The sequence below is a fragment of the Alicyclobacillus fastidiosus genome (assembly GCF_026651875.1).
Classification (GTDB): Bacteria; Bacillota; Bacilli; order Alicyclobacillales; family Alicyclobacillaceae; genus Alicyclobacillus; species Alicyclobacillus fastidiosus.
The window spans coordinates 3,159,378-3,172,662 of record NZ_CP104067.1 but is presented as its reverse complement, the minus strand read 5'-3'; the positions used below and the strand labels follow the sequence as shown (position 1 = coordinate 3,172,662).

The window sequence follows — 13,285 nt, the reverse complement described above, 5'->3', positions numbered from 1 at the left end:
TACTTGAACACAAGTGCTTAGGGGCCTTTTTTGTTTCACTTCAGAGCCAGTGGGCAATGAGTAGAAGGGGTGTTGAACTATTCATTGTTAAGGTCCACCATCCTACAAAAGAATGGGATTCATGACGTAATTCATTCATCCCAGAACTCGCTTTCGAAATTGTGCAGGGGACTCTCCAAACATCTTTTTAAACATGACGCTAAAATGATTTGCATTTTGATATCCGACCATCTCAGAGATATCTTGAATACTCTTGTGGTCAGTAATAATGTTTTCGCATGTCCTAGACGACGGTTAATCACATAGCTGATCAATGATTTTCCAGTTCCTTCTTTAAATATGTGCGATAGATAGTCAGGGCTGATGTAAAAACGGTTGGCAACGTCGCTAATAGAAGTGAAGTGGGTGTAATTTAAATCAATATATTCTTGGATTTGACGAGCAAGTGGGCGTGAGGATGGCGTAATACGGGTATTACAGTAAGGATGCTCGGTTTGAATGATTCTAAGAATGAGCACTATCAATGAACTCAGCAACGTTTCACTGACCGTTTCATAACCAATAACTTGAGACGTACATTCCTTAAAAATGTCTGATATGTAGCTCTCAATCTTGTACACGTATTTATTGGCGTGGATGATTGGTTCCATATTGTCAGAAATCAGATGTCCTGGTTTCATACCGCGGATATGCAGGTTTCCAATTCCGCAAAAGTAAGTGTGCAGTTCGTTTTGAGGATTGGGTTTCTCTTCATGAAGTACCCCGGGGTTAAAGATCACAATATCACCCTGACGTGAACCATACTCCCGATTGTTAATTTTAAGGATACCTTCACCTCTTTGAACATAAATAACCTCACAGAAGTCATCGGGTTTATGACTCGGAAAGCTCCAATTCGGTTCATTCGAAATTTGGCCTGAGTACAAAAGACTCGGCAGCCGCCCGTTGTTCATCGCCATCCTTGCACGCGGGCATGTACTGCTCGAAGACGTGCCGGGCATCGGCAAGACGATGATGGGGAAAGCGCTTGCCAAATCGATTGCATGTACAACCAAACGTGTTCAGTTTACCCCAGATTTATTGCCCAGCGATTTGACCGGTATCGACTTCTTCAACCAACAATCTTCCCGATTTCAATTCCGACCCGGCCCTATCTTCACGAATATTTTGCTGGCAGATGAAATTAATCGGGCGACGCCGCGCACCCAGTCGAGTCTACTGGAGAGCATGGAAGAGCGCCAGGTGACCATTGATGGTGAAACGCATGTCCTTGACAGACCCTTTCTCGTCATAGCGACACAAAATCCAGTGGAGAGTCATGGGACATTTCCACTGCCGGAGGCGCAGTTAGATAGGTTTTTGTTCCAGTTGCACATCGGCTATCCGTCAACAGCCGAAGGTCAGTAAAGCATATATCGTCGCGGCCCAACAGGCAGTCACCCAAGTGGATGTGTCCGATGACGTCCTGCGCTATTTGCTTGATATCGTTGAAGCGACGCGCAACCAACGCGATGTCCATCTCGGGGTGAGTCCTCGCGGCAGTCAAGCGCTCCTGGGCGCAGGTACGAGCCGTTCTGCGCAAGCGTTCATACGTGACGTCTGACGACGTCAAGGCAATGGCCGTACCGGTTTTGGCGCATCGGATGACCTTGTCTCACCGATCACGTCACGACGGACATGGAGCGATGGGTATCATCGAGCGGATCATTAGCACGTTGCCTGTACCGACAGAAAGTTTTGCGTAGGGAGTGGATAAGGTTGCAGATACCTTGAAGAATTGTATGACAAGGTGCGATATGGGCAAGGCGGCATAACGAAGGATGAGGAGGAGCATCTTCGCGATATGATGGGGATGTAAATAAATTTTCACAATGAGTGTTTTGCATATTTCTAATTCCTTGCCGTCCAAGTGCTTAGAAATATGCAAAACACTTAATTCATACAGCTGTTCAAATCCTGTTGCTGTAATAAAATAAAGCCGTCATTGGGACCTTCCGTGGTGACGATATTCGGTCGGCGAGCAGCCGAAGTAGCGCTTAAATTGCTGTGAGAAATAGACACGATGTGACTGAAAAGTTAAACAAATAAATGTCAGGTATGTAACTGCGTGATAGACGGTAAAGTTTCCAGCTCCGGGAACGATTTTACCTGAGCCTGATAGGTTCGATTATAATCCTTTTACTTGTTTTTCCGATTGGAGTCTGTCTTGTGATCATCATGAGTAATCTGACTCGAGATGTAAGATGGGCATTCGGAATCGTGTATTCATTTTATCTGTCTCGTACGATGAATTAGATGAATTGGACGCCCCTCGTTTGGCAGAACAAGCAACTCGGTAGCCTCGAATGAGAGCTCGGTTTGTTATGGGGGCTTTGAAGACGAGAAATCGTGTTGAATGCGCCCACCTCTATTTGTCAAGGAATCGTGAAGCGAATATTCCAGTGTCAAGAATGATAGTTTTATAGTGAGGAGTGAGAGTGATGACGAAGATGGAAAGATCATGATTGAACGTTGTCCATCACAAATGTCCAATGGGTTAACTCTCTCTGCCGATGGAAAGTGTCTGGCATGTGAACATGCTGGTCGACGCGTCTCGCTTCCAGGAATGCTGCAAGACACATTGGTTGACCATTATAATGGGAAGAGACTCAATAGTCCAAATGATATTGTGGTCGGGTCAGACGGAACTGTTTTATTTACGGATCCGACATTTGGTTTGACCGCAGAATTTGGTGTCTTGGGTGAATAGGAACTTCCATTTCAAGGTGTCTATCGGTTGTCGCCCGATCATTCGGAACCCGTTCCGCTTGTGGACGATTTCGAACAGCCCAATGAACTCGCATTCAGTCCAGATGAACAAAAATTGTATATTGATGACTCTAGTCGACAGCACGTACGTGTGTTTTGATGTACATTCGGACGGAAGTCTGAATAATGGAAGTGTTTTTGCCGAACTGGATACCAGCATGGGAACTGGCGCTGCGTTTTCAAAATGTTGTTCAGCCGCCGTGGAGGTGTTGGGAATGGTGACGATATCTATTTTGAAGTCGATCAAGACAAACACGATGAGTTACAGAGACTCTATTGGAGTGAATTTCCCGATCATTCAGATTCAAGAGGGCTTTTGGCACACGACCTTATAAAAAAGTACGGAGGCATGTCCAAAGGTTCGAGATAGACATTGTATTCGATTCGGAGTCCTTACGTCGAAAGTGGGCCTTGGGGCCTGAACATGCAAAGGTTTGGCCCCTCATGGAACAAATATCGAAATCGATCACGTGGGAAAGCTATCATATCATCGACAGGAATTACTTGGATAATTAAGGGGATATGGAGGAATCCTGAATCCGTGACGTCTGTAGAGACTGGTCAAGGTAGTTTTGAACATGACTCCAAGCGTCGGCGAGCAGTCAACAGAGTGGTTCATTTTTGCAGAAGAGAGGAGTCTGTGAATTTGTCCACAGGTGAATAACCCCTTCGTTTCAGGGATGCATTCACATGTGGATACATCGGACGCTCTTTCCCTTCTTCATCCAAATGCTTCGTATAGTCGCCTAAACACGGGCAACCACCGGTTACCTCGTCCGAATCGTAGCCGTGTCTGCCTCGCGTGTCTCGTCATTTTCGCCGCAAGCGTGATGAGATTCTGGATCACGGTGCGTATGCGTCGCCTCTCTGCTTTCTTCCGAATCGGTGCATCCTGCTCTCTCAGGCTCTCCTGTCCGATGATGCGCAACAGGTTATATGCCAGTACACCAAAATGCAAGACAAGGTCGTTCGTTGCAAACTTCCCCGAGGGCAACCGTTCCAAATCTAAATCTGTCTTGATCTCGCTATGAAATTGCTCCATCGTTCCATGTGCATGATACAGGTCGATGATCACCTCTGGAGCCTCTGGCAAGCTCGTGACGTAGACGTTTACCTCAATGCTCGGGATGAGTAATGCTTGACCGTCGCTCTGGATCGTGCGTTCAATCACTTCAAACACCATCCGGACCGGTTTTTCTAATCCCTTCATTGGAGACAGGATGGACCCTCTGTACACCTTCTTCCCTGCACGGGGCTCTGTGTAGGTACCGTGTTGCTCAGCCGTCAGCAACCACGCATTCGGGTTCTCCTTACGTAGGTTCTTCTTCACGATAAAGTCGGCCGAGGTTTCGTCGGCCCTGCATACGACTAAGTTTTCTACGCTGTCATTTCCCGCATCTAAGCGTACGAGTAGGCGCTTGTCCGAAATTCGTTGAGCATAGCGGATACTCTGAGCCAGAAACGCGGCGGTCCCCTTTTGACAATGTGTACTTCCCGTTCGGAACTCTACGTGAACGGCGTATCCTTCCTGTCCTAAGTAAGCGAAAATCGGCGCGTATCCGTCGCACCCTTTATAGGTACGAGACACGCCCTCCTTCTTGGTTCCTGAGTTGTCAAATGGGGATACATCAATGTCAAGCGGTAGATATTCACGATGCCCATCCCCCAGTACAATGGGTGCAAGGTACACGCCCACCTTGCTCAATAGGTCAGCTGATTCTTCGAGGATAACCGATTGCCAGTCACATTTTTCTTCGGGTGCTACGAGATCCAGGCGTTGGCGTAGTGTTGGACTCGACGGTACATTGGAAATGGTCAGCGCTTCAGGGAAGAACTCGTCCTGACGCAACGGCTCAATGTGGTCAAAGTCGCTCTTCCCCTGACACAAGAGGCCCAGGTAGGCGTAGGCAACATCTTGATTCGAAATTTCCGTATACGCGCGCCCTGGGACAGGGAGGGCATTGAGACGTGCGGATAGTTGAGTCTTGCCAAGGAGCAGTCCAACCAGAGCAAGTCCAGAATGGGATGTCAATATTTCATCTGACTCTTCGATCACAAAACGCATGAAGGCACCACCAAGTAGGTGAGGTAGATTCGTCCATCTGATAGCGCCATTTTACTTGATTTCACGCGATTTTTGTCGTCCTCTTGAAAATCCACGTCACGGATTCAGGGGAATAGCAATGATTCAATTCTTGTCTCACCCCATACGCAAGGGGGACCCTGGTTGGCCCAATTCGCCTACATTTGAATTCGAACAAACCTCTCAAATTGGGGTGAACGGGCAGTCTGCGAACACCTACTCATTACACTTATTCAACCACTTTTCCAGCCATATGGACGGCCCAAACCATTTCAATCCCACTGGTATTCAATTATACGAAGTTCCAGCCGAGCGCTTCGTGTATGAATCACCCGTCCTGGTCGACGTGACCCTCGGCCCGGATGAGTTGATCACAATCGAGGATATTAAGCCATACGAAGATCGAATTGCAAACTCGGACGCAATATTGTTCCGAACACATTTCACTAAAATCCGCTCAAGTGATCCTGAACTTTACGCCAGTCATGGTCCTGGTGTGTCTCCTGAATTATGTGAGTATATTGTTAAACAATTCCCTAAATTAAAGGCAGTGGGACTTGACTTTATTTCATTAGCTGCCTATCAAAAGGGATCAGAGGGTGTACTGGCACATCAGTGGATGTTGGGCAATTTTCACGAACACTATGTTCTCATTATTGAGGATTTGAATTTTGAAAACTTGGTACAGGACCATCTACAAACAGTCATCGCATTGCCGTTGCGCGTCGCAGAAGTTGACAGTGCGCCGTGCACAGTTGTGGCGATCAGTGCCCGATGAAGGTGTGCAGAATGGAGGAATTGTAATGACAAGTATTGAGCAGGACTTGCGCAATTTGCTTTCTGCAGAGCAAGTCTCAACGAATCAAAGTGTACTTGAACAGCACAGCAAAGATGAATCCTATCACCTACCGGTTTTACCAGATGTAGTAGTGTTTCCAGAGTCCACTGAGGAAGTTGTGAAAGTTGTTCGTTATGCAAACGAGCACAGCATCCCTATTGTTCCTTTTGGAATGGGGAGCGGTTTAGAAGGCCATGTGGTTCCTGTTAAACGCGGAATTTCCATTGATATGATGCGAATGAATAAGATTCTCGAAATTCGACCGGATGACTTCTTGGTTCGGGTACAAACTGGCGTCACCCGTGTACGACTAAATCAAGAACTGAAGCGCTATGGTCTCTTTTTCCCCGTTGATCCAGGGTGCAGACGCCTCGTTGGGGGGCATGGCATCTACCAATGCAAGCGGTACGACGGCAGTCCACTATGGAACTATGAGAGAAAACGTCCGCTCCCTTGAAATTGTTCTCGCTAACGGTGAAGTCATTCGGACCGGTTCTTTAACAGTTAAGTCATCTTCGGGATACAACCTAACTCAGTTGTTCGTAGGTTCGGAAGGGACTCTAGGTATTTTCACCGAAGTTACGCTGCGTCTCTTTGGAATTCCGGAAACAACTGCGGCAGCGAGGGCTGAATTCCCCGATATCCAAAGTTGCGTGAACGCGTCGACGGCACTGATTGGAGCAGGTGTACCAGTGGCTCGTGTGGAGTTGGTTGACGGCCCGTTCATTGAAGCGGTAAATGCGTTTAAAAGGACAAATTACAATACAGTACCTACTTTATTTCTGGAATTTCGGGGTAATTTTGATAGTGTACAATCTGATGTCAGACTCGCACAAGAGATTGCTGTGGAGGAAGGTTGCGTCGACTTTCAATTTGTATCCGATGAACGTGAACGTAATCAACTTTGGGACGCACGTCACTCAGCAGCTTACGCGTTTACCCATCAGCATGTTGGATATGGCCACATGGCTACAGACGTATGTGTCCCAATTTCCAAGCTGCCTGAATCCGTAACAAGGGCAAAGCGATTGATTGAGGAGCTAGATATTATTGGGTGTGTTATTGGCCATGTTGGAGATGGAAACTTCCACGTTAGCGTCGCAGTGAATCCAAATGATCCAGACAGTGTCTCCCGCGCACATCAATTCAACGAACAGCTCGTCTACCATGCGCTCAGTCTTGGCGGAACTTGTACGGGGGAACATGGTGTTGGCCTTGGCAAAAGAAAATATCAAGAGAAGGAACACGGCCCAGCCATTGAAGTGATGAGAGCCATCAAAATGGCTCTCGATCCAAAACATATTTTAAATCCAGGGAAGCTCATAGACGCAGACTGAACGTATTCTCGACGCAATCTGAGAGCAGAGGGAGCAGGACATGCAATATTGTAGATTTATCTTCCTAACAGGCTGACACCTCTCTTGAGGTGTCAGCCCTCTTGTATTTCTCCAATTCCCTTAATTCATCAGATGAATACGAATATCGTCTGTTGAACCAGGCTACATATTGAGAGCTTACAGGCATAAAAAATAGTCCTCTGTGTATGATTTAGTGAGAGCCAATTTGTCAAATATTCATCTGATGATTTAGCGTCTATAGTTAATTTTGGAGAGGTGTCGCAGGTTTTAACAATGTCATTGGCAGTATGTCCGAGTGGAGTTCAATGATTCATGTGCCGAATGTATCGATTCCCGTGCCATGCCATTTGTGATCGCACGAGCCATACATTTTGCTCTTTTGAATAATGGATCTGAAACACAATGCTATCTCCAATAGATCGAATCTCTATGAAATGTTTTCAACGAAACGCGTGAATCTTTAAGAGTAACAAGAATCAAATACTCACATAACAATACCCATTCATTTTTGGTCGTTAAAATCCCTATCTGTCAGATTTTTTCTGTTCAACGGGAATACATTGAGTGTTAAACATAACTTGATTCAATATAAATGATAAAACAATTGTGAAACATTGAAAGGGTTCTATCTGTGAGAGTTCATAAATGCGAATCCGCAAATTGGAGGAGTTTAATGAAGAATCCAGTGCATACAATATCAGAGTTGTTGACTGAGAGCTTTGAGATAATCGATTTGAGTCATACGCTCGTAGAGAACATACCGGCATGGCCTACTCATTCCAGGTTTGGGCACACATTATATGAGTCGTATGAAAGCGGTGACATAGCATCCCACTATCAGTTGGTAATGTCTGAACATACAGGAACACACATGGATGCCCCCTTACATTTTATCCGAGAGGGAAAGGCGCACTATGGTGTTGATAAAGTCAATTTACAACAGGTTTTTGGCAAAGCAGTGGTGATTGACGCTACTGACGTGCCGCCAAATGGCACGTTAAGCTATCAAAAAATTAACGAGTGGGAGGAAAAGAATGGAACCCTGCTCGGCGGTGAAATCGTGCTGATTCGTTATGGATGGGATAAACGCTGGGACATCAGACCGCGTGGGAATGAATTTCTCAAGGATTGGCCTGGCTTGGGTAAGGATGCCGCAGAATACTTGGTGAGTAAAGAAGTTAAGGCAGTCGGTTGTGATACCCTGGCTATTGACAGTTATGTGGCATCCGACAATCCGGCACATTATGAGTTACTAGGCAATGAAGTTTTAATTATCGAGAATTTAAATAATTTACAGAAACTACCAAAATACTCATTGTTCTTTGCTTTCCCATTAAAAATTGGTTCAGGCTCAGGCTCACCGGTCCGAGCGGTGGCGTTTGTTCCACGAATAGAAGTGTAAATATTGTTCAAGTTTTAAGCGATTTCCCTCTTGTGAACCGATTTTTTCGAAGGGAATATCAGATTTGGGGGGGCTACATGGTGATAGGAACATATCAAATACAAGAACGTGCAACGGGTGTTGCTGTTTCACGGGTGTCCCTAAAAAATGTTTCAAAACGCTATGGGCCAACACAGGCTGTTAACAATCTCGATATGGAAATCCCTGCGGGTGCCATCATTGGTTTGATGGGTTCGAATGGCGCAGGAAAGAGTACAGTTATGAAGCTGTTATCAGGTGTAACGAATTTCACGTCAGGACAACTCGTCATCGATGATGAAGTGGTAGAGCTGAGTCATTACAATGCAAGATTTGCGCGTTCACATGGAATTGCAAGTGTGTATCAAGAACTATCTCTGTCGACAAATCTGAGCGTTTACGAGAATTTCTTCGTTGATTACCCGTCTTTTAAGGGAAGAAGACGGAGAGCTCAGGCCAAAGGGATGGCGGAGAAGGCGCTTGAGAGCGTGTTCCCCAGAAACGACATTGATGTTTCCAAACCTGTTGCAGAATTGTCTTTAACACAGCGGCAAATGATCGAATTTGCTCGAGCAACGCAAAATCCCAACTTGAAACTATTGATTCTTGACGAACCAACGTCATCATTGACCACCGAGCGAATCGAACAGTTGCATACATTCGTTCGAAATTTAAAGCAACAAGGCGTGTCAATCATCTACATTTCCCACAAATTAAAAGAAGTGATAGCAATTGTAGACTCGTTAGTTGTGATGCGAAACGGATGTCTGGAATGGGAGGGCGCCGCAGCTGACACCACAGAGGAGGATCTAGTCGTCCTCATGGGCGGTGTCGGTCGTGAACGAGATGTGACGGAAGGGGAAACTAGGGTCACGGACAGTTCTGCTTCACCGATTGTAGAGTTAAAAAATTTCACTTCTAATTCGTTATATCATGTAAACATCGTTGCACGTCCGGGAGAAATCATAGGCATTTCTGGTCTCGAAGGCAGTGGTCAACTGCCACTGTTGCATACCTTGTTTCAGCATGCTGGTAAACGGAAGGATTCCATTGTAGTAGATTGTAAAGCGGCATATGTGAGCGGCAATCGTGCTGGTGAAGGCGTATTCCCGTATTGGAGTATTGAGGATAATATCACCATCACGAATATTTCCAGGCTGACTCGTATCGGGATTATTAATAGGACGGCTGCCAAACGGATGGCGAACGAGTGGTTTGATAGACTTAAATTTAAGGCGAATAGTGCCAATGATCAGATAACTAGTTTGAGTGGGGGAAACCAACAAAAAGCACTAATTGCACGAGTATTAGCGTCCGACGCGGAATTGATTCTGCTGGACGATCCCACCAGAGGTGTGGATATTGAAACAAAGCAGGAAATCTACGATCTTCTTAAGCACGCTGCTGCGAATGGTAGAACTGTGATTTGGCACAGTACCGAAGATAAGGAAATGGAAGAATGCGACCGTGTTTATGTCATGCGGAAGAAGCAAATCGCCCGGGAGATAATAGGGCCCAACATCGAAGAAAGTGAAGTAATCGCTGCTGCATATCTTCCAGTCGAAGATATTCCAGACCATGAAACTTCCACACAACGAACAACAAAGCGTTCGAATTCTCTGTTATCTGTTTTTCGAAAACGTTGGTTCCTTCCGATTCTAGCGTTTGTTGTTGTTTTAATATCAATATTCAGTATAAACCAAAGGTCTATGTCCAGTTTTGGTTTAGGACTTCTGTTCAGTTCAGCAGTTCCACTCGTCTTGGCGGCATTCAGTGAAATGTTTGTCATCCTCTCAGGTGATATTGATTTGGGTCTAGGGGCATTTATGGGGCTTGTGAACGTCATTTGTGCGACATACTTGGTCACTAAGCCGTTATTAGGCGTGTTGTCGCTACTGATTTTAATCGGACTATATGGTGCGATGGGTGCTATTGTTCACCTTCGGAAAATCCCGGCAATTGTTGTTACACTGGGGGCTTCCTTTATATGGTTAGGCCTTGCGTTAACCATTCAAAGTACCCCAGGAGGTTCTGCACCACAATGGTTGATGAGCTTGTACGGAATCAACATCCCTGTGATCCCAGAGCCCATCTGGCTAACTGTCATCTTTGGTGTAGTGGGCTATTGGTTCTTGTTTAAGTCCAAATACGGAACTGTACTACGCAGTTTTGGCAATCAACCTGAGGCAGTCGTCCGCGCAGGGTGGTCCAGTCTTAAGGCTAGAATCACGTTATATCTTCTCGCAGGCCTGATGGCTGTATTAGCCGGTATTGCAGTTACAGCTGTAAATACTAGTTCCGATGCCAATGCATCAAGTTCCTACACCCTGTTAGGCATTGCGGCTGTAATTCTCGGGGGCAGTGAATTCTCCGGGGGAATTGTGTTGCCGATAGGAATTATTGCCGGGGCATTGACACTGTCGTTGATTGGCTCGTTACTCGGATTTTTATCAGTGGGTTCGAATTACCAATCAGGGCTAGAGGGCATACTTCTGATTTTAGTTCTGGTAAGCAGGGCGTTCCAGAAAAGAGGAGGACAGCAAGGATGAAACGCGTTGGGCTAAATCGGCTGGAAAATACACCTTGGCTGTGGTCGCTACTCGCCTCTTTTTTAATGTGGATAGTGATAGGGGTCCTATCAAAACAGTTTTCATTGCAGACCTTGATGATCAATGCGACGTTGGCAACTTTTTTGGCAATCGTAGGATTAGGACAAATGTTTGTGATTACTGGGGGAGACGGAGGTATTGATTTATCGATTCCTTACGTTATGACACTCACTGCGTTTCTGTCCGAAGGGATCATGAATGGCAGTAACGCGAATTTGCTAAAGGGTATTTTAATTTCACTGGTTGCAGGCCTTGCTGTGGGTTTTGCTAACTCCATCCTCGTTGTTCTCCTCAAGATTCCGTCTATTGTAGCGACTTTGGCTATGGGGTATATCGTTGACACCGCGGGACTGGTGTATGCACACGGATTTTCCTCCGGACAGGCAAGTCCGTTGTTGCAGCACTTTGTGAAGGCAAATTTTTTAGGAGTTCCCTGGATGGTCATAGCGACGATTATTGTCGCCATCATTATAGGTGTGGTTCTCAATCACACTCCATACGGTAGAAGGCTGCTAGCGATGGGGCAGAATAAGCGTGCTGCACAGTTAGCGGGAATAAGAACGAAGAGAGTTCAATCTATCAGTTTTCTCTTGAGTGGAGTATTGGCTGCGCTTGGCGGTGTGATGCTCAGTGTTTATGTTGGTGGTGCCTTCTTGAACATGGGCTCTCCTTACCTCCTTGAATCGATTGGGGCGGTTGTTATAGGCGGGACATTCGTTTCAGGCGGTAAATCCACAGTTACAGGAACACTTGGCGGCGCTTTGTTCTTGACGCTGGTAGTCACACTCATGGAAGTGACAAAACTAGCAATCGGTCTGCAGTATGTGGTCGAAGGGGCATTAGTGATCCTCGTTTTGCTAGTCGCGAATCGACGTACTGCAGGGGCGTAAAACAAAAATCAGTGAAATTTTGTTTTTTGAATAACGGATACCATTTAATATCATCCATATAATGGTATATACAACTCTGAGGGGGAGTCAAAGTGAAACTCAAGAAATTTTCAGTTGTTTTAGGTGTTGTTTGTACGCTAACTTTAGCACTAACCGCATGCGGTACAGCGGGAAGTTTGGGGAATAGCAGTGGAAGTAACTCTAGTGGTGGTAGCTCTAGTAATAAGAGTTCCGGTAAATTTACTATCGCATTAAGTAACTCGTATATCGGCAATAGTTGGAGAACACAAATGGTAAATTCGTTCACCCAAGCCGCCCAACAAGCAAAAACTCAGGGGGAGATTGCAAATTTCGAGGTGGTGAACGCGGATAATACAGCCAGCCAACAGATCTCCCAGATAAACGACATGATTTTGAAGGGTGTCAGTGCAATCGTAATCGATTCAGCATCAACTACAGCGTTAAACGGAGTCATTGCTAAAGCACATGCCGCAGGGATACCGGTGATTTCGTTTGATTCCGTTGTCACGAGTCCAGATGCTTACAAAGTGAACTATGATTACGTCGGTATGGGTGAAGACGAAGCTAAATATATTGTGCAACGATTAAACGGTAAAGGAAACGTGTTGATTAGTCGAGGCGTCGCCGGTACATCCGTCGACAATGGTTTTTATCAGGGTGAAATGGATGTATTTAAGAAATACTCAGGAATTAGGATTGTCGGACAGGTTTACAGTAACTGGACCGAGACTACTGCACAATCCGCAGTAGCATCCCTGTTGCCAAGCCTTCCTAAAGTGGACGCGGTCGCGACCGAAGGGGGAGACGGGTATGGCATTGCACAGGCATTCTCAGCAGCTGGTAAGCCTGAACCAATTATTATCATGGGAAATCGTGGAGATGAGTTGAAATGGTGGGCACAGCAGAACAAGAAAGATGGCTATACCACCATCTCAGAATCTTCTTCTCCGACGGTAGGATCCGCCTCTTTCTGGTTAGCCCTTGCAGTATTGCAGGGAGCCAAGGTTCCACAGAGTGTAACAATGCCAACGGTAAAAATAACCCAACAAGATTTAAGTAAATGGGATACTCTGGGTGATAGTGACGTGGCTGGACCTTCCTACGATTACAGTTGGGTAAAGCAAAACCTACTGACGCAATAACCATGTTCGAGATGAGTGTGGCGTAACGGAAGTGGTGCGAGCTTAATGTAGTGTGGTTGTATCAACAACACCGCCCCAAGGCTAACTGACTTGGGCGGTGTTTGAATGATTAATGC

9 protein-coding genes and 2 pseudogenes are annotated in these 13,285 nt (G+C 45.9%); 8 read left to right on the top strand and 3 right to left on the bottom strand.

Going from position 1 to position 13,285, the window contains the following annotated elements; all coding sequences use genetic code 11:
• Positions 1 to 131: 131 nt before the first annotated feature.
• Positions 132 to 953, bottom strand: coding sequence for an AraC family transcriptional regulator (locus NZD89_RS30105; RefSeq protein WP_268003752.1), 822 nt, complete (start codon positions 951 to 953; stop codon positions 132 to 134).
• On the opposite strand from NZD89_RS30105, the pseudogene NZD89_RS15730 reads away from it, so the two are divergent.
• Positions 946 to 1,745, top strand: a pseudogene (locus NZD89_RS15730) (AAA family ATPase); the annotation flags it as partial. The gene NZD89_RS30105 and the pseudogene NZD89_RS15730 sit on opposite strands and share 8 nt — an antisense overlap.
• A 236-nt stretch (positions 1,746 to 1,981) precedes the next feature.
• Here NZD89_RS15730 and NZD89_RS29675 read toward each other — a convergent pair.
• Positions 1,982 to 2,086 carry an AraC family transcriptional regulator gene (locus NZD89_RS29675; protein WP_369125272.1) on the bottom strand — a complete coding sequence of 35 codons (105 nt, stop codon included), beginning with the start codon at positions 2,084 to 2,086 and terminating at the stop codon, positions 1,982 to 1,984.
• Between the two features lie 690 nt (positions 2,087 to 2,776).
• Between NZD89_RS29675 and NZD89_RS29670 the strand changes: the two genes are divergently transcribed.
• A complete protein-coding gene (locus tag NZD89_RS29670; protein WP_369125199.1) occupies positions 2,777 to 2,908 on the top strand; it encodes a hypothetical protein in 132 nt (43 codons plus the stop codon).
• Positions 2,909 to 3,529: 621 nt separating this feature from the next.
• Here NZD89_RS29670 and NZD89_RS15725 read toward each other — a convergent pair.
• Complete coding sequence (locus tag NZD89_RS15725) at positions 3,530 to 4,873, bottom strand: IS1380 family transposase (protein WP_268003751.1); 1,344 nt, start codon at positions 4,871 to 4,873, stop codon at positions 3,530 to 3,532.
• Between the two features lie 55 nt (positions 4,874 to 4,928).
• Between NZD89_RS15725 and NZD89_RS15720 the strand changes: the two genes are divergently transcribed.
• The 6 genes and pseudogenes from NZD89_RS15720 (at position 4,929) to NZD89_RS15695 (ending at position 13,169) form a co-directional block, all read left to right on the top strand.
• Complete coding sequence (locus NZD89_RS15720; RefSeq protein WP_268003750.1) at positions 4,929 to 5,669, top strand: cyclase family protein; 741 nt, start codon at positions 4,929 to 4,931, stop codon at positions 5,667 to 5,669.
• Positions 5,670 to 5,694: 25 nt separating this feature from the next.
• Positions 5,695 to 7,066 (top strand): annotated as a pseudogene (locus NZD89_RS15715) (FAD-binding oxidoreductase).
• Between the two features lie 694 nt (positions 7,067 to 7,760).
• Positions 7,761 to 8,489 carry a cyclase family protein gene (locus tag NZD89_RS15710; protein WP_268003749.1) on the top strand — a complete coding sequence of 243 codons (729 nt, stop codon included), beginning with the start codon at positions 7,761 to 7,763 and terminating at the stop codon, positions 8,487 to 8,489.
• Positions 8,490 to 8,566: 77 nt separating this feature from the next.
• Positions 8,567 to 11,056, top strand: a complete 2,490-nt coding sequence (locus tag NZD89_RS15705) for an ATP-binding cassette domain-containing protein (protein ID WP_268003748.1) — start codon at positions 8,567 to 8,569, stop codon at positions 11,054 to 11,056.
• The gene (locus NZD89_RS15700; protein WP_268003747.1) at positions 11,053 to 12,006 is read left to right on the top strand and encodes an ABC transporter permease; all 954 of its coding nucleotides are present in this window, start codon (positions 11,053 to 11,055) and stop codon (positions 12,004 to 12,006) included. Before NZD89_RS15705 ends, NZD89_RS15700 begins: the two co-directional genes overlap by 4 nt.
• A 92-nt stretch (positions 12,007 to 12,098) precedes the next feature.
• On the top strand, positions 12,099 to 13,169 hold the full coding sequence (locus NZD89_RS15695; protein ID WP_268003746.1) for an ABC transporter substrate-binding protein: 1,071 nt from the start codon (positions 12,099 to 12,101) through the stop codon (positions 13,167 to 13,169).
• The last annotated feature ends 116 nt before the right edge of the window (positions 13,170 to 13,285 follow it).